This is a genomic window from Bradyrhizobium sp. USDA 4504, from assembly GCF_054063995.1.
Window position 1 is genome coordinate 6,650,823 of sequence record NZ_JBSSGV010000001.1, and the last position, 20,910, is coordinate 6,671,732.

The window sequence follows — 20,910 nt, forward strand, 5'->3', positions numbered from 1 at the left end:
GAGGGATATTGAACCCTCATATGGAACTTTCTTCTATGACCGATGTCGCCATTCAGCTTCATGACAACAGCCGCCGCCTCGATGCGATCGATCGCAAGATTCTAACCGTGCTGCAGGAGGATGCGTCGCTCTCCGTCGCCGAGATCGGCGACCGGGTCGGCCTGTCGTCGACGCCGTGCTGGAAGCGCATCCAGCGGCTGGAGGCCGACGGCGTGATCCTGCGCCGCGTGGCGCTGGTCGACCAGAACAAGATCGGCCTCGGGATTTCGGTGTTCGTCTCGGTCGAGAGCGCCGACCATTCGGAAGCCTGGCTGCGCAAATTCGCCGACGCCGTCAGCGCCATGCCCGAGGTGATGGAGTTCTACCGGATGGCCGGCGACGTCGACTACATGCTGCGCGTCGTGGTCGCGGACATGCAGGCCTACGACGTCTTCTACAAGAAGCTGATCAGTGCCGTGCCGCTGAAGAACGTCACCTCGCGCTTCGCGATGGAGAAGATCAAGTCGGTGACGGCGCTGCCGGTGCCCGCGGCGTAAGCGCCGCCGCACACCCCACACGATAGGTCGATACGCTCCCAGGTAGTTCGCCGGTTCGGTATTTACCTGAAGTTAGCGCCGGCAGCGGTATCATGCTGCGATGGAGCCGGGGGAGATCATCCCAGCGAGACGACGGCCTGCCTGGCTGGGCGCGGCCGCATTGTTGATCGCGAGCTGGATCGCGGTCGCAACGCTGTCGCTAAAGGTGCGTGCGGGCAGCGATGTGGTGGCCGTGGCCTTTCCGCCATGGTGGCGCGCCGAGCGCGCGCTGCTGGCCGCCGCATCCGCCGATGCGTCGATCGTTCGGATGACCGCGATCCCGGCCCTGCTGGTGGTGCGGCCTGACCGCAATGGCGGGCTGGGCCGGCTGTACGAGGCCGGCGCCTTGCTGACCATGGATCCGCAGGCGATCGCCGGCTGCTTCACGGCGGATGACGATCTGGGGGTTGGGGATGACCTTCGAAGGCGATGAAATGGCCGCGCTGCGCGAGACGGCGAGCAAGATCCTGCTCGTGGTGCTGTGGCTGCACGTTCCGATCGCGATCATCGTCGGCATCACACTGCACACCGACTGGCTGATGCCGGCCGGCTTCACGGTCGCGATGGCGCTGGCCGCGACGTTGTCGTGGCGCGTCTCGGGGAACGGCGTTTCAACCCGCCTGATCGTTGCCGTGGCCCTGATGGCCGGCGTGTCGATACTGGTCTACCAGTTTGCCGGCCACCGCTGGCAGGTCGACATGCACATGTATTTCTTCGCCGCGCTGGCGTGCCTCGTCGCCTATTGCGACTATCGGCCGATCGTCGCCGGCACTTTGGCGGTTGCCCTGCACCACCTGACGCTGAATTTCATCCTGCCGGCTGCGATCTATCCCGGCGGCGCCGATTTCGGTCGCGTCGTTCTCCACGCCGTGATCCTGCTGATCGAGGCCGGCGTGCTGATCTGGCTCGCGCACACGCTTGCCGAACTGTTCAGGACGTCGGCGCTGAAGGCGGCGGAGGCCGAGGCCGCCGGTGCCGCCGAGGCGCGCGCCAACGCCGAGCGCATCGAGGCCGAACGCGCCAAGCAGGATCGCGATGCCGCGCGGCGCGAGCTCGCCGCCGGCTTCGAGCGCAAGATCGGCGAGGTCGTCGAGGCCGTCGCGGTGGCGGCCGGCGCGATGCAGGACCTGTCGGCAACGATGAACGGCAGCAACGCGGAAACCATCCGCCAGGCCACCGCCGCCGCCTCCGCATCGACGCTGGCCTCGAGCAATGTGGAAACCGTCGCGTCCGCGACCGAAGAGCTGACGGCCTCGATCAACAACATCGCCGAGCAGGTGACGCGCTCGGCGCGGATCGCCGCCAAGGCCGCCGACGAGGCACGCCGCACCAACAGCGTCGTCGAAGGCCTTGCCGCCGGCACGCAGAAGATCGGCGAGGTGGTGACGTTGATCCAGAGCATCGCCAGCCAGACCAATCTGCTCGCCCTGAACGCCACCATCGAAGCGGCGCGCGCCGGCGAGCATGGCCGCGGTTTCGCCGTGGTCGCAAGCGAGGTCAAGGCACTGGCCAACCAGACCGCCAAGGCGACCGAGGAGATTTCGGCCCAGATCCAGGATATCCAGAGCGCGACCGGCGCGGCCGTCAGCGCGATCGGGACCATCGGGTCCACGATCGCGGAGATCGACCAGGTCTCCGGCGAGATCGCGGCCGCCGTCGATCAGCAGGGCGCGGCGACCCGTGAGATTTCCAGCAATTTGCAGCAGGCCGCCGATCGCACGCGGGACGTCAACAAGGGCATCCTCAACGTCAACCGCGCCTCCGAACAGGCCGGCAGCGCGACCGCACAACTGCTCGATGCGGCCAACGGCCTGTCGTCGCAATCGGAGTGGCTGAAGACCGAGCTGGACCGCTTCCTGGCCTCGCTGCGGGCGGCGTGAAGCTGCGGACACCGACCGTCGCACGCTGGCTTGACCCGCGTGCCCATCGATTTTCAAGAAAGCTTTTCCGAGATGGATTGCCGGGTCAAGCCCGGCAATGACGACCCAGGAGCACCCAGCTCAAATCTTCTGATTATACTCGCCGACCTCGGGATGCGTGCGCAGCACGGCATCCATCGCCTCGAACATGTCGTGCATGCGCCGCTCGCTGACCGGGCTTTCCACCACGACCACGAGCTCCGGCTTGTTCGAGGACGCGCGCACCAGGCCCCAACTGCCGTCCTCGACCGTGACGCGCACGCCATTGACGGTGACGAGGTCGCGGATGTTCTGGCCCGCGACCTTCCCGCCGTGCTGCTGCAACGCCTCGAAGTGCTTCACGACAGCGTCGACGACGCCGTACTTCGCCTCGTCGGCGCAATGCGGCGACATGGTCGGCGACGACCAGGTCTTCGGCAGCGCGTTCTTCAGGTCGGCCATCGACTTGCCGGGGGCGCGGTCGAGCATTTCGCAGATCGCGATCGCCGACACCAGGCCGTCGTCATAACCGCGGCCGAACGGCTTGTTGAAGAAGAAGTGGCCCGACTTCTCGAAGCCGGCGAGCGCGCCCAGCTCATTGGTGCGCCGCTTCATGTAGGAATGGCCGGTCTTCCAGTAGACCGTCTTCGCGCCCTGCTTCTGCAAGACGGGATCGGTCACGAACAGCCCGGTCGACTTCACGTCGACGACGAACTGCGCGTTGGCGTTGATCGCCGACATGTCGCGCGCCAGCATGACGCCGACCTTGTCGGCGAAGATCTCCTCGCCGGTGTTGTCGACCACGCCGCAGCGGTCACCGTCGCCGTCGAAGCCGAGGCCGACATCGGCCTTGTGCGCCAGCACCGCATCGCGGATCGCGTGCAGCATCTCCATGTCTTCGGGGTTCGGATTGTATTTCGGGAAGGTGTGATCGAGCTCGGTGTCGAGCGGGATCACATCGCAACCGATCGCCTCCAGCACCTGCGGCGCGAACGCGCCCGCGGTGCCGTTGCCGCAGGCCGCGACGACCTTCAGCCTGCGCTTCAGCTTCGGCCGGCTGGTGAGGTCGGCGATGTAGCGCGCCGGATAATTCTCGTGGAATTGATAGGAGCCGCCAGCCGTGTTGTTGAATTCGGCGTTGAGCACGATTGCCTTCAGCCGCGACATCTCGTCAGGACCGAAGGTGAGCGGACGGTTGGCGCCCATCTTGACGCCGGTCCAGCCATTGTCGTTGTGCGAGGCGGTGACCATGGCGACGCAGGGCACGTCGAGATCGAACTGCGCGAAATAGGCCATCGGCGTCACCGCGAGCCCGATGTCATGCACCTTGCAGCCCGCCGCCATCAGCCCCGAGATCAGCGCGTATTTGATCGAGGCGGAATAGCCGCGGAAATCGTGACCGGTGACGATCTCCTGGCGGACGCCGAGCTCCGCGATCAGCGCGCCGAGCCCCATGCCCAGCGCCTGCACGCCCATCAGGTTGATTTCCTTGTTGAACAGCCAGCGCGCATCGTACTCGCGAAACCCGGTCGGCTTCACCATCGGCTCGGATTCGAAGGCATAGGTGTTCGGAACCAGCGCGGATTTCGGCTTGGGAAACATGGTTCGGCCTTATGGTCGTATGCAGAAAAACATCGTCGCAGCCTTTAGCGAATGCGCGGGCCGGGCGAAAGCAGAGACTGGGGCTGGTGGCTAATAATTGCGCCAGATTTGGCGTCGGCCAATACTTGCACGCCGGCGCAATACGCCGCGCTGTTGCGCCCTACGCGCTGCTTGACCGCTAATCGCTCCGACCCAGCAGCGCGCCGAAATCGGCCACCGCAGCGAGCCGAACTGGCTGACGGCCAAGGCCGCCCCCGCCGACAGGCGGGCGTCCGGCGAAGACGATTTGCAAGCCGAACCGGAAGCGACACTTCCGCGCCATTGCGCAAGCCATCCTTCAAGCACTTGGCTTCAAACATCTAAAGCCAACCCAGCCCTCTCCGCGAGGTGCAGTCACGCGCTGGCTCCCCCGAAGGTGTCCGCAATATCTGTAGGTGATTGATGATGCCTGATTACTTTCTGGTGCCGGTGGACCATCAGCCGGATTTCGATGACTACTCGCTCGTTCCCGTTGACCACGACCCGTTCGCCGCGGATGGCGTAACTCAACAGGCGCAGATTCAGCAGCCGCCGACACCGACTCAACCAGCGCAACCCCAGCCGCAGCAGCCCGCGACAGCAGCCGGTCAGCCCGGCGTCAACGGGCCGGCGACTGGCAACAGCCCCAGCGGATCGGGTGGCGTCGCTGGCATCAAGCGCTTTGGCGGCGCCGAAGGTGGCGACTTTCCGAGCCGCAATGCGGGGATCGGTTTCGAGAGCGCGGAGCGCGCATGGGACGCTGCCCGTAAGGAAATGATAGACCTTGGTGCCCAATATTACCCGGAAGAGACCAAGAGCAGGGGCTTTATCCCGGAACTGGGCGTGGAAATTCATAAGCGCGGCGGACTATATTACTACGATCAGATAGCGCGCGGAATTACTACGATCAGATAGCGCGCGGATTCCAAGACGGAGCGCTGGGCGGTGGTGTGGGGTTTGGCGACAGCGGTGGCACGTCGGCACATGCACTGGGATGATCAGCACGAGATTGATGGAGATCTAGACAATGCGAAGGCTTATTCGCAGAAAACTCCGGATTATCGAGCGTGGGTTGGATCTTGGGATGGGAGCTATTTGTATTGGCTTCACGGCAAGCCAACGGGGTCGAGAATGCCTGATTGGAATCGATACAAATATTGAGTCATGCCGATGAAAATGTTCGTGCTCGCCGGAGCCTTATGCCTTCTGCTCGCCAATTCAACGGTATGCAAGGCAAACTCGGGCCCCTGGTGTAAGCCGGTGTCGTGACTTTGACTTTCAAAAATCAACAAGGCGGGGATCTTGCGAAGATCGAACTTCGCACCCTCAAGGCAGTTTGCGACCGAAACCCGGAAAAGAAAGGGTTTGGGGTAGGCTTGGAACGGTCGATGCGCATTGAACACAATGGGCAATGGATTGATGTGCCGAAAGAGTGTTTATCCGTTTTTCCTTTTGGGGAAGATGAGGTGTCGCTATCGGGTGACGATGCCGGCCTAGGCATAGCTATTACCGGGAAACCGACGGAGAGAGGCGAGCGTTTAAAAGTCTCGATATTCAAACACGGTGATGAAGTCTTTTGCGTTCAGGTCGTGCGCTGCCCGAATGTCGACGACCCGCCCGGCTATATCAGAGAGTGCAGTAGGGATTTACAGTGAGCACGGCGGGAGATCGGCGCGACGCTCTGCGAAAGCGCCTCAGGTCTGACGTTGCCCGCGAACGTCTGGCGCAAATGCCGCGCCGTCGCGAAGATCGACTCGACTACGCTCTCATTCCCAAAATGTGAACAAGCAGCGCACTGAATTCCCTCGCGGCGACTCGTGTGTCCGCCTTCCTCAGTTTCGGCGGAATTTCTGCCGTTCTGAGGAGACGATGCGCATCACGGAGGAAGACATCCGGCGGAAGACTTGGATAGGCTTTGATGCCAATCGGCCTTACTGCTCCAGCAACAATTTGCCGTTGGCATATTCGAAGCGCTTCAGCTTCGACAGGAAGGACAGGCCGAGCAGGTTTTCCGACAGCGCCTCGTCGGGCAGCACCAGGGCATCGACGTCGCGCACGGTGAGGCCGCCGATCTCGATCATGGCGATGCGGGCGCGCGCGGCCTTGATGGTGCCGTTGGCAGTGGTGACGCGCGAGGTGTAATCGCCCGGCACCGGACGCAGGCCGAAGCGTGCCGCGGACGTTTCGTTCAGGGCTACCACCGAGGCGCCGGTGTCGACCATGAAGTTGATGCGCTGGCCGTCGATCCGGCCGTCGGTCGCGAAATGACCGCGAGGATCGGGCGCAATACTGAGCGTGCGGGCGCTGGCCTGCGCCACCGTGACGGCTGGGGCCATGGTCTGCTTTGTGGTGGTCGCGGCGGCGGGCGACATCTTGCTGGCCATCTGAGCCATGAAGGTGCCCAGCCCGATCAGGATGGCCGCGAAAATCATCAGGTTACGCATGACACCATACTCGGAAAACCGAACACGCAATTTCACCACGCCGCCCGCCCCGCCGCGAGCGAGGGCGGCGGCACGAGCCTGCCATTTTGGCGAAAAGGATGAGCGAAGGGTTAATGCGAGCCCCAAGGGGCGGCCGAATGACGTCGGTCGCCCGCGAGGGCCGCAATTTCCGGCCCTCAGGCCGTCTCTCAGGCCGTCCTGGCGACCGGGCTCGGCATCGCAACGCGCAGCGCGTAATAGACCGCGCCCGCGATCCCGACACCGAAGAACCAGCCATAGACCGCCCACCACGCCGGCAGGATCGAGGTGAAGTTCGGCAGCACCGACGAGAACAGCGCGCCGATGCCGGCGGCGATCAGCGCGCTGACGTTCCAGCCGTTTTGGAAGCGATATTCGCCGTTCTCCTGATACAGCGCCGGCACGTTCACACGGCCTTTGGCGATCAGGTAATAGTCGACCATCATGACGCCGAAGATCGGTCCCATCGTCGCGCCGATCAGCCCGACGAACGAGGCGGCGCTGCCCTCCCAGGGCGCGAACGGATACAGCGCCAGCGCGATCAGCGCCGCGATGTAGCCGCCCTTTTTGAAGTCGATATGCCGCGGAAACACGTTCGAGAAATCGAACGCCGGCGAGACGAAATTGGCGACGACGTTGATGCCGAGCGTCGCCACCGCGAAGGTGACCGCCGCGAGCAGCGCCAGGAACCAGCTGTCGAACTTCGCCGAAATCTGGTCGGGATGCAGCAGCACCTCGTGATAGACGTTGAACGCCGCGATCGTGGTGACGCCGGCGACCAGCGAGAACAGGATCAGATTGACCGGCAGGCCCCAGATATTGCCCTTGCGCAGCGCGGCTGCATCCGGCGCATAGCGCGAGAAGTCGCAGAAGTTGAGATAGAGCGCGGCGAAATAGGTGATCCAGGTCGCGGCGACGGCGCACAGCGCCGGGAACGAGCCGGGCACGCCGGGTACGCCAGCCTCCTTGGTCTTCTCCAGCAGCACGTCCTGCGGGATCGGCGCGGTGAGCGAGATGCCGCCGGCCGCGATGCACAGATAGATCGCAAGGATCAGCATCATCAACCACACCGCAGGTCCCGCCCAGTCCTGGAAGCGCCGCACCGTTTCCATGCCGCGCTGGATGATCAGGAGCTGCAGCGCCCAGATCACGACGAAGCAGATCACCTCGAGCGTGGAATGGCCGAGCATATGGCTGGACTGGTGGAACGCCTTGAAGCTGTCGATGCGCGTCAGCAGCGCAACGATCGCGCCCGAGGCCGCCGCGGTCTGCGCCCCGTACCAGAAGCAGGCGACGACGGCGCGGACCAGCGCCGGAATGTTGGCGCCCCAGACCCCGAACGAGGCGCGCGCCAGCACCGGATAGGGCACGCCGGTCCTCACGCCGGCATTGCCGATCAGGCTCATCAGCACGAAGATCACCAGCGACCCGACGCCGATCGCGAGGATGAAATTGACGAAGCTGCCGCAGAGCAGGAACAGGCTGGCGGCGAGATAATAGCCCCACAGGCTATGCACGTCCGAGGTCCAGACGTTGAAGATGCTGAAGGCGCCCCAGTTACGTTCCTTGGCCGGCGCCAGGTCTTCGTTGTACAGCGACGGCGATGCGTTCTTGATCTCCACGGTGACCTCCCCAAACTGCGAGCCCGTGATCCCATCCCAGCGTGCAAATCTAACCACCGTTTGCGGACGCTCGCCAGCGTTACGTCCCGGATGGTGCGGGTCTATGCCCGTCATTGCGAGCGAAGCGAAGCAATCCATCGTGCGGCATGCGCGGAACGATGGATTGCTTCGTCGCTATCGCTCCTCGCAATGATGGCGATGCATGAGATTCGCGACCCGTCACGTGCCGCGCGGTTTCACGCGCCTGGTCGGCATCGCGCTGGCGGGATCTTCCGGCCAGGGATGGCGCGGATAGCGGCCGCGCAGGTCGGAACGCACCGCAGCGTAACTGCCGCGCCAGAAGCCGGGCAGATCGCGCGTCACCTGCACCGGCCGCTGTGCCGGCGACAGCAGTTCCAGCACCAGCGGCACCGCGCCCTTGGCGATCGAGGGATGGGTGTTGAGCCCGAACAGCTCCTGCAGCCGCACCGCGATGGTCGGGCCCTGCTCGGCCTCGTAATCGATCGCGAGCTGCGTTCCGGTCGGCGCCTCGAAATGCGTCGGCGCCTCGCGATCGAGCCGCGCGCGCAATTCCCACGGCAGCAACGCCATCAGCGCGTCCGACAGGTCGCCGGCGGACAGGTCCTTCAGCCCGGTCTTGTCGTAGAGCGCCGGCACCAGCCAGTCGTCGGCACGCGCGGCGAGCGCGGTGTCGGACAGATCGGGCCAGCTCTCGTCCTCGGCCTTGCGCAGGAACATGACACGGTCGCGCCATTGCTTGGAGTGCTTCGACCACGGCAACCGGTCGAGCCCGGCCGCGATGAGCCCGTCGGCGAAGACGCGCGCGGTCTCGGCCGAGGGCGACAGCGACATCGGTGCTTCCGACAGCGTGATCGCGTGCAGCGAACGCCGGCGCCGCGCGCGCAGCGCCATCGCGCCGCGGTCGAACGTCACCTCTTCCACGTTCTCGATCTGGTCGGCGAAACGCTGCTCGATCTCCTCCTGGGTGATCGGCGCCGCCAGCAGGATGCGGCCGCTCGCGGCCGTGCCGGTCAGTTCGGCGACCGCGATATAAGGCAGCCGCGCCAGCGCCGCGGTCTGCTCGACGGCGGCGCCGCGGCCGTTGGCCAGCACGAAGCTGCCATTGCCGCGGTTCCGGGCGACCCGATCCGGGAATGCGAAGGCCAGCATGACGCCGGTGGAGAGATCCTTCGCTTCGCCGACAGCCGACTTCACCTGCGCGGCCCAGCGCGCCGCCATGCTGCGAGCGCTCGATGCGCGCTGCGAACGGTCGCGGCGGAACTGGTCGAGCCTGACGTCGAGATCGACACTGTCGCCGCCGAGCCCGCGCTCGGTCAGAACCGCGGCGATCTCGGCCGCCTCCTCGCCCATACCGAAGCGAGCGGAATCCACGATCATGCGCGCCAGCCGCGGCGGCAGCGCCAGCGCGCGCAGGCTCTGCCCTTCGTCTGTAATGCGGCCATCACCGTCGAGCGCCCCGAGCTCCGACAGCAGCGATCTGGCTTCCTTCAGCGCCGGTCCCGGCGGTGGATCGAGGAAGGCAAGGCCCGCGGGATCGCTGACGCCCCATTGCGCGAGGTCGAGCACCAGCGAGGACAGATCGGCGGAGAGGATTTCGGGCGCGGTGTAGGCCGGCAGCGACGCGGTCTGCGGCTCGTCCCAGAGCCGGTAGCAGACGCCGGGCTCGATGCGGCCGGCGCGGCCGCGCCGCTGATCGACCGCGGCGCGCGACGCCCGCACGGTCTCGAGCCGCGTCAATGCAATGTCTGGCTCGTAGCGCGGCACCCGCGCAAGGCCAGAGTCCACCACAATGCGGACGCCCTCGATGGTCAGCGAGGTCTCGGCGATCGAGGTCGCCAGCACCACCTTGCGGGTGCCCTTCGGCGCCGGCGCGATGGCGCGATCCTGCACGCTGGCATCGAGCGCGCCGAACAGCGGCACGATCTCGACAGAGGCGTCGTGCACACGCTCAGTGAGGAAGGTCTGGGTGCGGCGGATCTCGGCGGCGCCCGGCAGGAAGGCAAGCACCGAGCCGGCATCGGCACGCAGCGCGGTCGCGATCGTCTCGGCCATCTGCCGCTCCAGCGGCGCGTCGACCTTGCGGCCGACGTAACGGGTCTCGACCGGAAAGGCGCGCCCCTCGCTTTCGACCACCGGCGCGTCGCCGAGCAGTTTTCCGACGCGTGCACCGTCGAGCGTTGCCGACATCACGAGGATCCGCAGATCCTCGCGCAGGCCGGTCTGCGCGTCGCGCGCCAGCGCCAGCCCGAGATCGGCATCGAGCGAGCGCTCGTGGAATTCGTCGAACAGCACCGCGGCGACGCCGTTGAGCTCGGGATCGTCGAGGATCTGGCGCGAGAAGATGCCTTCGGTGACGACCTCGATCCGCGTCGCGCGCGACACCTTCGAGCCGAAGCGCACGCGATAGCCGACGGTCTCGCCGGCACGCTCGCCGAGCGTCTTCGCCATCCGCTCCGCGCTGGCGCGCGCGGCGATGCGGCGCGGCTCCAGCACGATGATCTTCTTGCCCTTCGCCCAGGGGGCATCGAGCAACGCCAACGGCACGCGCGTGGTCTTGCCGGCGCCCGGCGGCGCCACCAGCACCGCGGCGTTGTGGCCCTCAAGCGCGCGATCGAGCTCGTCGAGCACGGCGTCGATCGGCAGCGGACTATCGAATTGGCGCGGCAAGGACTTTCATCATCGCAGTGGCGCTCGGGCCGGTGCGTCCCATGGTTAACAAATGGTCTCTTCTCTTGGATTCCTCGGCCTCTTAGACCATTCGCCGGCTACGGGAAACCCGCGGAAAGGTCCGGTTTGGTGGCACACCATTTGTATCAATAAAGGAGAAAGCAACCGATCGGGCCGATGATAGGCCCGATCACGCCGAAACGAGACAAAGATGACCACGAACGGCACAGCCGCTGCGACAGATCGTTCCGCCCCAGGCGCGAGCGGACGCGTCGACTGGGTCGACTATGCCAAGGGCATCTGCATCATCATGGTCGTGATGATGCATTCGGTGCTGGGGGTCGAGAAGGCCGCCGAGCAGACCGGCTTCATGCATTACGTCGTGATGTTCGCGAAGCCGTTCCGGATGCCTGACTTCTTCCTGATCTCGGGCCTGTTCCTGTCGGTCGTGATCGATCGCGACTGGCGCACCTATCTCGACCGCAAGGTGATGCACTTCGCCTATTTCTACGTGCTCTGGGTGACGATCCAGTTCGGCTTCAAGGCGCCGTCGCTGGCCGCCGAGACCGGTTGGCCCCAGGTTGGACTGCAATACCTCGAATCCTTCATCGAGCCGTTCGGCACGCTGTGGTTCATCTATCTGCTGCCGATCTTCTTCGTCGTCACCAAGCTCGCGCGCAACGTCCACCCGCTCGTGATCTGGCTGATCGCAGCAGCGCTGGAGACCGCGCATGTCGCGACCGGCTGGACCGTGATCGACGAGTTCTGCTCCCGCTTCGTCTACTTCTACACCGGCTATGTCCTCGCCGATTACGTGTTCGCGCTCTCGGACCGCGCGCGGGCACGGCCTGCGCTTGCCCTGCTCGGGCTTGGGCTCTGGGCGCTGATCAATGGCGGCCTGGTTGCGCTCGAGGTGAGCGAATGGCCGGTCGTCTCGCTGGCACTCGGCTTTGCCGGCGCCTGCGCGATCATCGTGACCGGCACGCTGCTGGCGCGCGCGCACTGGCTTGGCTTCCTGCGCTTCTGCGGCGAGCATTCGATCGTGATCTATCTCGCCTTCTTCCTGCCGATGGCGGCGTCACGCACCCTTCTGCTGCGCTTCGGCGTCATCCACGACATCGGCCTGATCTCGCTGATCGTGACCGCGGTCGGCGTCGCCGGCTCGCTCGTGATCTGGCGGCTGGCGCTGGCGGCGCGGGCCAATTTCCTGTTCGAACGGCCCGATGCGTTCTGGATTGCCCCGAAAAAGGCGGCGCCCTCGCTGCAGGCGGCCGAATAAGCCCCGACAGTGCCAGAAGTCATAACAGCCGGATTCGTTCCGACGGCGGGAATCCGGCCGTTCGAATTTTCCTCGCATTGAAATTATTGGCTTTTTGGTCCCGGATGTTTCGTCGTCGGGCCGGCGACGAAACAATTCTCCCGTTCACGAAACCATTTTCCGCTTTTCGCGCAGACATCCGGAAACGGGCCGTAACTAACAATTCTCCCAACGAACCGCCGCCCAACGGCGAACTGGGAGCCTGTCATGCCGAACGTCATCGCCATCAACTCTGCAGCCACGAAGCATATCGACGCTGCTCGCGCGACCTCGGATGAAACGCTGCTCGCGCGTATCGCCAAGAATAACCGCACCTCGATGCACACGCTCTATTCCCGTCATAACGTCCGGGTTTACCGCTTCGTGCTCCGCATGGTGCGCGACACCACGATGGCCGAGGACCTGGTGAGCCAGGTGTTCCTGGACGTCTGGCGCACCGCGGCCCAATTCGAGGGCCGCTCGCAGGTCTCGACCTGGCTGCTCTCGATCGCCCGCTTCAAGGCGCTGACCGCGCTACGCCAGCGCAAGCATGAGGACATCGACCAGGACGACGTGCTGGAGATCGCCGACGGCGCCGACACGCCGGAAACCTCGCTCGATCGCGCCACCACCAGCGAGATCCTCCGCGCCTGCGTGGCCAAGCTGTCGCCGGCTCACCGCGAGATCATCAATCTGGTCTACTACCATGAGAAGTCGGTCGAGGAGGCCGGGCAGATCATCGGGATCCCGCAGAGCACGGTGAAGACCCGCATGTTCTATGCCCGCAAGCAGCTCGCCGACCTCCTGCGGGGTGCCGGCGTGGATAGCGTCGCCGCATAAAAGACTGCAAATTCAATACCTTAAAGGGAAATCGCGCGACCCGGGCAATTATCCACGAAGCCGAAAAAACCAGGCGACGAAACAATTGAAACAATCGACGACATCACCCGGAAAAACGCGACCTCTATACCTATATCCAACGACGCAACCCCAACTCCAATCCACTGAACCGATTTCGATACCTCTTCGTTCTAACCTCCCAAGTAGCCTCCAACGACCCGGCCGGGATGCCCCCCAGCCGGGTCGCTCTGTATTTGGCGCGACGTCGTGAAGCCGAGTGCACCTCGCCTCACACAGACGTGACGCGGCCCGCGACCGGCCCGCCGTAACGGCCAAACCGTCCTCGCGAAGAACATCAGGCGTACCCGGCACGGCCCTCTGGCGCGCCGGGACTCTGATGGACGGATGACGATGCTCAGCCTTGCCCTTGCCCTGCTTGCCGGTGTCGCCACCGTCGCCGCCCCTTGCACCCTGCCGATGCTGCCGATCCTGCTCGGGGTATCGATAGGCCAGACCGGCAAGGCGCGGCCCGCGATGATCGCGCTCGGTTTCGTGATGTCATTCTCTGCGGTGGCATTGCTGCTGAGCGCGATCACGCGCGCCTTCGATTTCGATCCGAACGTGCTGCGGACCGGCGCGGCCGTGCTGCTCGCGGGCTTCGGCCTCCTGATGATCTGGCCGGCGCCGTTCGAATGGCTGTCGATCCGGCTCACCGGCGCTACCAAAGCGTTTTCGAGCGAAGTGGATACCGGTTCGCGTCAAGAAAACACGTCCAAACAAGGGGGCAGCCTCGGTCATGCCGCGCCGTCGCAAAGCCTGTTCGGCGGCTTCGTGCTCGGCTCTACGCTCGGCCTGGTGTGGACGCCGTGCGCCGGCCCCGTGCTCGGCTCGATCCTGACCATCGTCGCGACCTCGAAGGACACCGCGTGGGCGAGCCTGCAGCTCGTCACCTACGCGATCGGCGCCGCGATCCCGATGCTTGCGATTGCCTATGGCGGACAGGCCGTCACCACGCGCGCGCGCAGCATGGCGCGGATCGCGCCGCGCCTGCAGCAGGGCTTCGGCGTCGTGATCGTCGCATTCGCCGCGCTGTCCTACCTGCAATACGACACGCTGATCGTGGCGTGGCTGACCCAGTTCTATCCCAACGGCCAGATCGGCCTGTAAGCCAAAGGAGATATCGATGTCCCTGCGCTTGATTGCCGTATCCGCTCTGGTTACGGGCCTTGGCCTCGGCGGCGCCGTCATTCCCGGCCTCTGCACCGAGTCAGACGCGCCGGCACAGCCAGTGCCGCGGGCGATCGCCATGACAACCGGACAGAGCCAGACCGCGCCCGAATTCGTCGGCATCAGCAACTGGTTCAATTCGCAGCCGCTCAGGCTCGCCGACCTGCGCGGCAAGGTCGTGCTGGTGGATTTCTGGACCTATGGCTGCGTCAACTGTGTCAACACGCTGCCGCACGTCACCCAGCTCTATTCGAAGTACCGGGATCGCGGCCTCGTCGTGATCGGTGTCCACACGCCGGAATTCCCGTTCGAGCATTCGGCCTCCAACGTACAGGCGGCGCTGAAGCGGCACGGCATCCTCTATCCGGTGGCGCAGGACAACAATTCGCAGACCTGGAACGCCTACCGCAACCAGTATTGGCCGGCGCAATACGTGATCGACCAGAACGGCAAGATCGTGTTCCAGCACGCCGGCGAGGGACAGTACGACGAGATCGACCGCACCGTCGCGCGGCTGCTCAACGCCAACAGCTAAAGCCTGATGAAAATCAGGTTGAGCTGGAACGGCGTCGAAAGCTCACCTCTCCCCGACGGGGAGAGGTGAACCGGGACCGCGCCAAGCCGATCCAGCCAAAACTCAACCCGCTCCAGTCGGACAATCCGCCCTCTTTGTCGTCACAGCTGACGTGGTAAGGTCCACGCCAGGTCGACGACGGATGGTGCGTAATGTTCGAAGGCTGGGATGCGGTCGTACTCGCCCGCGCGCAATTCGCTTTCACGATGTCGTTCCACATCGTGTTTCCCGCATTCTCGATCGGGCTTGCGAGCTATCTCGCGGTGCTGGAAGCGCTGTGGCTTGCCACCAGGCGCGAGGTCTACATCAACCTGTTCAATTACTGGCTGAAGATCTTCGCGGTCGCGTTCGGCATGGGCGTGGTCTCGGGCATCGTGATGTCCTACCAGTTCGGCACCAACTGGTCGTCCTTTGCCGACAAGACCGGGCCGGTGATCGGCCCGATGATGGCCTATGAGGTGCTGACCGCATTCTTCCTGGAAGCCGGCTTCCTCGGCGTGATGCTGTTCGGGCTCGAGCGCGTCGGCCCCAGGCTGCACTTCGTGGCGACGTTGATGGTCGCGATCGGCACGCTGATCTCGGCGTTCTGGATTCTGTCGGCCAATTCCTGGATGCAGACACCGACCGGCCACGCCGTCAACGCCGATGGCCAGTTCGTCGCCGCCGACTGGCTCAAGGTGATCTTCAATCCGTCGTTCCCCTATCGCCTCGTGCACATGGTGCTGGCGGCGTACCTTACCACCTCGCTCGTGGTCGGCGCGGTCGGCGCCTGGCATCTGCTGCGCGACCAGCATCTGGCGGGAGCGCGCGTGATGTTCTCGATGGCGATGTGGATGGCCACCCTCGTGGCGCCGATCCAGATCCTCGCCGGCGACCAGCACGGCCTCAACACGCTGGAGCACCAGCCCGCCAAGGTGATGGCGATGGAAGGGCATTACCAGAGCCACAAGGACGGCGCGCCACTGATCCTGTTCGGCTGGCCCGACCAGCGTGAAGCGAAGGTCAAGTATGCGATCGAGGTGCCGAAACTGTCGTCGCTGATCCTGAAGCATTCGCTCGACGCGCCGCTGGCCGGCCTCGACACCGTGCCGCGCGAGAACTGGCCGCCGGTGCCGATCACCTTCTGGTCGTTCCGCATCATGGTCGGCCTCGGCTTCCTGATCATGGGGCTCGGCCTGCTCAGCCTTTTGATGCGCTGGCGGGGGATGATGTACCAGTCGTCGCTGCTGCATCGCTTCGCCGTGCTGATGGGCCCCGCCGGCTTCATCGCGGTGCTCGCGGGCTGGATCACCACGGAGACCGGGCGGCAACCGTTCACGGTCTACGGGCTGCTGCGGACCGCCGATTCGGCGTCGCCGCTGGCGGCGCCCGCGGTGGGCTCGTCGCTGATCGCCTTCATCATCGTCTATTTCGCCGTGTTCACCGCGGGCGTGATCTACATCCTGCGGCTGATGGCGCAGCCGCCGCATCCCGGCGAGCAAGGCCCGACGAAGGATCTTCCGGCCCGCGCGGCCGGCATCACGCCGGCGGCGGGCGCAGCCGTGGAGGGCGCGCGATGATCGATCTCGCCACGATCTGGGCCTTCATCATCGCCTTTGCCGTGTTCGTCTATGTCGTGATGGACGGCTTCGATCTCGGCCTCGGCATCCTGTTCCCACTGTTTCCGCAAAAGACCGACCGCGACGTCATCATGAACACGGTGGCGCCGGTGTGGGACGGCAACGAGACCTGGCTGGTGCTCGGCGGCGGCGGCATGATGGCGGCGTTTCCGCTGGCCTATGCGGTGCTGATGCCGGCGCTCTACACGCCGATGATCGCGATGCTGCTCGGCCTCGTGTTCCGCGGCGTCGCCTTCGAATTCCGCTGGCGGACCCAGAAGGCGCGCAACAAATGGGATATCGCTTTCGCCGGCGGCTCGCTGCTTGCGACACTGGCGCAGGGGATCGCGCTCGGCGCCATCCTGCAGGGCATCCATGTCGAGGGCCGCCAATACGCCGGCGGCTGGTGGGATTGGCTGACGCCGTTCAGCGTCCTGACCGGCGTCGCGCTGGTGATCGGCTACGCGCTGCTCGGCGCGACCTGGCTGGTGATGAAGACCGAGGGCGAGCTGCGCGACCGCGCCTATCATCTGAGCTGGATGTTGTTGGTCGCGATGCTGGGCGCAATCGGCGCCGTCAGCATCGCGACGCCTTTCCTCAGCGTGCAGTACACCCAGCGCTGGTTCGCCTGGCCCAACATCATCCTCACCGCGCCGGTGCCGATCGCGGTCGCCGCCGTCACCGCACTGCTGCTGCGCGCGCTGAGCAACAAGAACGACCACCAGCCGTTCTTCCTGACGCTCGGGCTGTTCGCGCTGTCCTATGCCGGACTCGGCATCAGCATGTATCCGTACATCGTGCCGCAGAGCATCACGATCTGGCAGGCGGCGGCACCGACCAACAGCCAGGTCTTCATGCTGGTCGGCGTCTCGATCCTGGTGCCGCTGATCCTCGGCTACACCGCCTGGGCCTATTGGGTGTTCCGCGGCAAGGTGCGCCCCGGCCACGGATACCACTGATGCCCGAGAGCCCGAATCAGCGGCCGCTCGGCCAGCGCCTGCTGTGGTTCGCAGCGCTCTGGCTCGGCGGCGTCGGCACCGTGGCGCTGATCTCGTTCGCCTTGCGACTCTGGATCGCGCCGAAATGAGGCGGCCCGCGCAACGTGCCGCGACAATCAATGACAAAAAACAGAAGCATTACAGGGATATACCTGTGATGCCGCCCTAAGCTTGCCATCAAGCTGCCGCTGAGATTTGATGCTGCCTGATTTGCGGGTGGAGCAACCATTTGGCCGCGTGCCAACAAGGAGAGCTTTCAATGACGAAGTTTCGTCACCTGGTCTGGATGTTGATCGCGACGGGCGCGCTCGTGCTGTCGACGTCGCAGGGCTTCGCCCAGAACCGCCCGGACGCCGACGAGCCCGGCCTTGTTGCTGACGACGGCTACGAGCTCGACCCGGAATGGCAGAAGCAGGTCGTATATTACCGGACCAGTGAGGCGCCGGGCACCATCATCGTCGCGACCGCCGAGCGCCATCTTTATTTGGTGCAGGGCAATGGCCGCGCGCTCCGCTACGGTATCGGCGTCGGCCGCGAAGGCTTTCAATGGCAGGGCCTCGTGAGCATCACCCGTAAGGCCGAGTGGCCCGACTGGGTGCCGCCGCCGGAAATGATCGCGCGCCAGCCCTATCTGCCGCGCTTCATGGCGGGCGGCCCGGGCAATCCGCTCGGCGCACGCGCGATGTATCTCGGCACCACGGTCTACCGCATCCACGGCACCAACCGGCCCGACACCATCGGCACCGCCGTTTCCTCCGGCTGCTTCCGCCTGGTCAACAACGACGTCGCCGATCTCTACAACCGCGTTCCGGTCGGCACCAAGGTGATCATCCGGCAGAAGCCCGAACTCTGATCTCTACCCGCCTTCGATATCCGTCCTGATTTCCCCGATCCTTCGCGAGAGAGAACCCATGCGTACATTTCGAGGCGGCCTGACGATCGGGCTCGCGATCGCCGCGCTGGTTGCGGCCGCCGCCATCACCTATGAGCGTTACGACACCCGCACGCTGAAGCGCACCGTCCGCCGCGGCGACGTGCTGTGCGGCGTCAACAAGGGCCTGCCGGGCTTCTCGATCCCGGACGACAAGGGTAACTGGACCGGCTTCGACGTCGACTTCTGCCGCGCGGTCGCGTCGGCGATCTTCGACGACCCGTCGAAGGCGAAGTTCGTTCCGCTCGACGCCAGCGAGCGTTTCAAGGAGCTGCAGAACCGCAAGGTCGACATCCTCTCGCGCAACTCCACCTGGAGCATGTCGCGCGAGACCAATTACGACCTCTATTTCCCCGCGGTCGCCTATTATGACGGCCAGGGCTTCATGCTGCCACGCTCGCGCAACATCGATTCCGCGCTCGACCTGAACGGCAGCAAGGTCTGCGTGCAGGCCAACACCACGACGCAGCTCAATCTCGCCGACTATTTCCGTGCCAACAACATGAAGTACACGGAGATGAAGTTCGACAAGCTGGACGACGTCGTGAACGCCTACAACTCCGGCCAGTGCGATACGCTAACATCGGACGCCTCGCAGCTCTATGCGCTGCGGCTCAACCTCGCCAAGCCGAGCGACCACACGATCCTCGCCGACATCATCTCCAAGGAGCCGCTGGCGCCGGTGGTGCGCTTGCGCGACGACGACTGGATGATGATCGTGAAGTGGACGCTGTACGCCATGATCAACGCCGAAGAGCTCGGCATCACCTCGAAGAACATCGACGAGGCGCTGAAGTCGAAGAAGCCGGAGGTGATGCGGCTGGTCGGCACCGAGGGCAGCTATGGCGAGGATCTCGGTCTGACCAAGGACTGGGCGGTGCGCATCATCCGCCATGTCGGCAATTACGGCGAGGTCTACGACCGCAACGTCGGCGCAGACTCCAAGCTGAAGATCCCGCGCGGCATGAACCAGCTCTGGAACGCCGGCGGCGTCCAGTACGCGCCGCCGATCCGGTAGACTCTCCATCGTCATTGCGAGGAGGTCGCGACAAAATTGCAAAGCAATTTTGCGCTGAAGCGACGAAGCAATCCATTTCGCCACAAGTGGAGAGATGGATTGCTTCGCTTCGCTCGCAATGACGAGCCTATGCCAAGCCGCCCTCACCGCTGTCATCACCCGCGCGAAAGCGGGTGATCCAGTACGCCGCGGCTTCTCGGCTCAAGCGCCGACGTCTCTGGAATACTGGAACGCCCGGTCCCGTCTACGCCAAGGCTTCGACGAGGCTTTCGCTTTCAGGCGCGCCGAAGCTTGAGCGAAGGCGGCGAGCCGGGCGATGACAGCGTGTTGCGTAGCGACAATGACGCGGCGAAGATCAATACCCCTTGCCGCTCGCCAGCTGGTCGGTGTGGAAGTTGCTGTCGCCGAACAGCTCCTGGCAGACGCGGGCGCGCTTCATGAAGAAGCCGATGTCGAACTGGTCGGTCATGCCCATGCCGCCATGCATCTGCACGCCCTCCTGCACGGCCAGCGTCGCAGTGGTGCCGGCGCGGGCCTTTGCCACCGCGACCGCGGTGGCCGCCTTGTCGATGTCCGTGTCGAGCGCCTGCAGCGCCTTCAACACAGCGGCGCGCGTAATCTCGATATCGATGTAGAGCTGCGCGGCACGGTGCTGCAGCGCCTGGAATTCGCCGATCGCCTTGCCGAACTGCTTGCGCTCCTTCAGATAGGCCACGGTGCGGCCGAACACCTCGTCGGAGAGGCCGACCATTTCGGACGCCACCGCGCCGCGGCCGATGTTGAGCACGCCCTCGAGCAGCCCAAAGCCCTGATCGACTTCGCCGAGCACGCTGTCGGCGTTGACCTCGACATTGTCGAACACGATGCGCGCCGCGTTGTGCGAATCGACCATCGCGGTGCGCTCGACCGCGAGCCCCTTCGCCTTCGGATCGACCAGGAACAGCGTCAGCCCGTTCCTGTCGCCGGCGCTGCCCGCGCCGCGCGCGGCGACAATCAGGAGGTCGGCGGTGTGGCCGTCGACTACGAAGGCCTTGTCGCCCGACAGCTTGAAGCCGTTGCCGGAGCGCGTGGCCTGCAACTTGGTCTGCAGCGGGCGATGCTTGGCGCCCTCATCGATCGCGAGCGCCGCCAGCAGCGAGCCGTCGGCGATCTTCGGCAGATGCTGCGCCTTCTGCGCCTCGCTGCCGCCGCGCGACAGCGCCGAGGCGGCGAGCACCGAGGTCGCGAGGAACGGCGACGGCATCAAGGTGCGGCCGATCTCCTCCATGACGATGCCGGCCTCGACGCAACCGAGCCCGCTGCCGCCGAACTGGTCCGGCACCAGCAGGCCGGAGAAGCCCATCTCCGCAAATGTCTTCCAGAGATCGCGCGAGAAGCCGGTGGCATCCTTGGCATCGCGCAGGCCGCGCAGATGCGCCACCGGCGCCTTGTCGCTGATGAGACCGCGCGCACTGTCGCGCAGCATGGATTGTTCTTCGGTGAGGACGAGGGCCATAGGAAATCCGATCTAACGTTCTAAGCAACGGTCTGAGTTCGTCATTCCGGGGCGATGCGACAGCATC

General features: G+C 64.8%; 19 protein-coding genes. 14 read left to right on the forward strand and 5 right to left on the reverse strand.

The features are described from left to right. The first annotated feature begins 35 nt into the window (after positions 1-35). The 3 genes from ACVMB1_RS31290 (at position 36) to ACVMB1_RS31300 (ending at position 2,455) form a co-directional block, all read left to right on the forward strand. The gene (locus ACVMB1_RS31290; protein ID WP_016848075.1) at positions 36-536 is read left to right on the forward strand and encodes an Lrp/AsnC family transcriptional regulator; all 501 of its coding nucleotides are present in this window, start codon (positions 36-38) and stop codon (positions 534-536) included. A gap of 163 nt (positions 537-699) precedes the next feature. Beyond that, positions 700-1,008: a hypothetical protein gene (locus ACVMB1_RS31295; protein WP_456849655.1), complete on the forward strand. Its 309-nt coding sequence runs from the start codon at positions 700-702 to the stop codon at positions 1,006-1,008. After that, on the forward strand, positions 989-2,455 hold the full coding sequence (locus tag ACVMB1_RS31300) for a methyl-accepting chemotaxis protein (RefSeq protein ID WP_076834912.1): 1,467 nt from the start codon (positions 989-991) through the stop codon (positions 2,453-2,455). The genes ACVMB1_RS31295 and ACVMB1_RS31300 overlap by 20 nt, the downstream gene beginning before the upstream one ends. Positions 2,456-2,575: 120 nt before the next feature. Here the strand turns inward: ACVMB1_RS31300 and ACVMB1_RS31305 are convergent, their stop codons facing one another. Continuing rightward, positions 2,576-4,075 (reverse strand): phosphomannomutase/phosphoglucomutase, encoded by a 1,500-nt coding sequence (locus tag ACVMB1_RS31305; RefSeq protein WP_076834911.1) that lies wholly within the window; start codon positions 4,073-4,075, stop codon positions 2,576-2,578. Between the two features lie 444 nt (positions 4,076-4,519). Between ACVMB1_RS31305 and ACVMB1_RS31310 the strand changes: the two genes are divergently transcribed. Together ACVMB1_RS31310 and ACVMB1_RS31315 are read left to right on the forward strand one after the other, a co-directional pair. Beyond that, the gene (locus ACVMB1_RS31310) at positions 4,520-5,008 is read left to right on the forward strand and encodes a hypothetical protein (protein ID WP_141339967.1); all 489 of its coding nucleotides are present in this window, start codon (positions 4,520-4,522) and stop codon (positions 5,006-5,008) included. Positions 5,009-5,358: 350 nt separating this feature from the next. Further along, positions 5,359-5,748: a hypothetical protein gene (locus ACVMB1_RS31315; RefSeq protein WP_141339966.1), complete on the forward strand. Its 390-nt coding sequence runs from the start codon at positions 5,359-5,361 to the stop codon at positions 5,746-5,748. Positions 5,749-6,024: 276 nt separating this feature from the next. Here the strand turns inward: ACVMB1_RS31315 and ACVMB1_RS31320 are convergent, their stop codons facing one another. From ACVMB1_RS31320 to hrpB, 3 genes are all read right to left on the reverse strand, one after another. After that, positions 6,025-6,537: a TIGR02281 family clan AA aspartic protease gene (locus tag ACVMB1_RS31320; protein WP_092078840.1), complete on the reverse strand. Its 513-nt coding sequence runs from the start codon at positions 6,535-6,537 to the stop codon at positions 6,025-6,027. Between the two features lie 188 nt (positions 6,538-6,725). Beyond that, complete coding sequence (locus ACVMB1_RS31325) at positions 6,726-8,177, reverse strand: NCS1 family nucleobase:cation symporter-1 (protein ID WP_057018987.1); 1,452 nt, start codon at positions 8,175-8,177, stop codon at positions 6,726-6,728. 219 nt (positions 8,178-8,396) lie between these two features. Then, the gene (gene hrpB / locus ACVMB1_RS31330; RefSeq protein WP_076834908.1) at positions 8,397-10,865 is read right to left on the reverse strand and encodes an ATP-dependent helicase HrpB; all 2,469 of its coding nucleotides are present in this window, start codon (positions 10,863-10,865) and stop codon (positions 8,397-8,399) included. 211 nt (positions 10,866-11,076) lie between these two features. Here hrpB and ACVMB1_RS31335 point away from each other — a divergent pair, with 211 nt between their 5' ends. The 9 genes from ACVMB1_RS31335 (at position 11,077) to ACVMB1_RS31375 (ending at position 19,348) form a co-directional block, all read left to right on the forward strand. Next, positions 11,077-12,144: an acyltransferase family protein gene (locus ACVMB1_RS31335; protein ID WP_076834907.1), complete on the forward strand. Its 1,068-nt coding sequence runs from the start codon at positions 11,077-11,079 to the stop codon at positions 12,142-12,144. A gap of 246 nt (positions 12,145-12,390) precedes the next feature. Further along, positions 12,391-13,002 carry a sigma-70 family RNA polymerase sigma factor gene (locus ACVMB1_RS31340; protein WP_057018990.1) on the forward strand — a complete coding sequence of 204 codons (612 nt, stop codon included), beginning with the start codon at positions 12,391-12,393 and terminating at the stop codon, positions 13,000-13,002. Positions 13,003-13,413: 411 nt separating this feature from the next. Beyond that, positions 13,414-14,169, forward strand: coding sequence for a cytochrome c biogenesis CcdA family protein (locus ACVMB1_RS31345; RefSeq protein ID WP_076834956.1), 756 nt, complete (start codon positions 13,414-13,416; stop codon positions 14,167-14,169). A gap of 16 nt (positions 14,170-14,185) precedes the next feature. Beyond that, entirely contained in the window at positions 14,186-14,764 is a 579-nt protein-coding gene (locus ACVMB1_RS31350; RefSeq protein ID WP_076834906.1) for a thioredoxin family protein, read from the forward strand. A gap of 191 nt (positions 14,765-14,955) precedes the next feature. Beyond that, positions 14,956-16,362 (forward strand): cytochrome ubiquinol oxidase subunit I, encoded by a 1,407-nt coding sequence (locus ACVMB1_RS31355; protein ID WP_057018992.1) that lies wholly within the window; start codon positions 14,956-14,958, stop codon positions 16,360-16,362. Then, entirely contained in the window at positions 16,359-17,360 is a 1,002-nt protein-coding gene (cydB, locus tag ACVMB1_RS31360) for a cytochrome d ubiquinol oxidase subunit II (protein ID WP_057018993.1), read from the forward strand. The genes ACVMB1_RS31355 and cydB overlap by 4 nt, the downstream gene beginning before the upstream one ends. Continuing rightward, complete coding sequence (locus ACVMB1_RS31365; protein WP_141339964.1) at positions 17,360-17,488, forward strand: DUF2474 domain-containing protein; 129 nt, start codon at positions 17,360-17,362, stop codon at positions 17,486-17,488. Before cydB ends, ACVMB1_RS31365 begins: the two co-directional genes overlap by 1 nt. Before the next feature lie 170 nt (positions 17,489-17,658). Then, the gene (locus tag ACVMB1_RS31370; RefSeq protein WP_057018994.1) at positions 17,659-18,252 is read left to right on the forward strand and encodes a L,D-transpeptidase; all 594 of its coding nucleotides are present in this window, start codon (positions 17,659-17,661) and stop codon (positions 18,250-18,252) included. A 58-nt stretch (positions 18,253-18,310) separates the two neighbouring features. After that, positions 18,311-19,348: an amino acid ABC transporter substrate-binding protein gene (locus tag ACVMB1_RS31375; protein ID WP_141339963.1), complete on the forward strand. Its 1,038-nt coding sequence runs from the start codon at positions 18,311-18,313 to the stop codon at positions 19,346-19,348. A 355-nt stretch (positions 19,349-19,703) separates the two neighbouring features. Here ACVMB1_RS31375 and ACVMB1_RS31380 read toward each other — a convergent pair whose 3' ends face one another. Next, on the reverse strand, positions 19,704-20,843 hold the full coding sequence (locus ACVMB1_RS31380) for an acyl-CoA dehydrogenase family protein (protein WP_076834904.1): 1,140 nt from the start codon (positions 20,841-20,843) through the stop codon (positions 19,704-19,706). Positions 20,844-20,910 lie beyond the last annotated feature (67 nt).

Coding starts and splice junctions, on each gene's coding strand:
- ACVMB1_RS31305 (WP_076834911.1), bottom strand. CDS start 4,075: ATGTTTCCCAAGCCGAAATCCGCGCTGGTTCCGAACACCTATGCCTTC.
- ACVMB1_RS31345 (WP_076834956.1), top strand. CDS start 13,414: ATGCTCAGCCTTGCCCTTGCCCTGCTTGCCGGTGTCGCCACCGTCGCC.
- ACVMB1_RS31375 (WP_141339963.1), top strand. CDS start 18,311: ATGCGTACATTTCGAGGCGGCCTGACGATCGGGCTCGCGATCGCCGCG.
- ACVMB1_RS31380 (WP_076834904.1), bottom strand. CDS start 20,843: ATGGCCCTCGTCCTCACCGAAGAACAATCCATGCTGCGCGACAGTGCG.
- ACVMB1_RS31300 (WP_076834912.1), top strand. CDS start 989: ATGACCTTCGAAGGCGATGAAATGGCCGCGCTGCGCGAGACGGCGAGC.
- cydB (WP_057018993.1), top strand. CDS start 16,359: ATGATCGATCTCGCCACGATCTGGGCCTTCATCATCGCCTTTGCCGTG.
- ACVMB1_RS31290 (WP_016848075.1), top strand. CDS start 36: ATGACCGATGTCGCCATTCAGCTTCATGACAACAGCCGCCGCCTCGAT.
- ACVMB1_RS31355 (WP_057018992.1), top strand. CDS start 14,956: ATGTTCGAAGGCTGGGATGCGGTCGTACTCGCCCGCGCGCAATTCGCT.
- ACVMB1_RS31350 (WP_076834906.1), top strand. CDS start 14,186: ATGTCCCTGCGCTTGATTGCCGTATCCGCTCTGGTTACGGGCCTTGGC.
- ACVMB1_RS31335 (WP_076834907.1), top strand. CDS start 11,077: ATGACCACGAACGGCACAGCCGCTGCGACAGATCGTTCCGCCCCAGGC.
- ACVMB1_RS31340 (WP_057018990.1), top strand. CDS start 12,391: ATGCCGAACGTCATCGCCATCAACTCTGCAGCCACGAAGCATATCGAC.
- ACVMB1_RS31310 (WP_141339967.1), top strand. CDS start 4,520: ATGCCTGATTACTTTCTGGTGCCGGTGGACCATCAGCCGGATTTCGAT.
- ACVMB1_RS31320 (WP_092078840.1), bottom strand. CDS start 6,537: ATGCGTAACCTGATGATTTTCGCGGCCATCCTGATCGGGCTGGGCACC.
- ACVMB1_RS31365 (WP_141339964.1), top strand. CDS start 17,360: ATGCCCGAGAGCCCGAATCAGCGGCCGCTCGGCCAGCGCCTGCTGTGG.
- ACVMB1_RS31370 (WP_057018994.1), top strand. CDS start 17,659: ATGACGAAGTTTCGTCACCTGGTCTGGATGTTGATCGCGACGGGCGCG.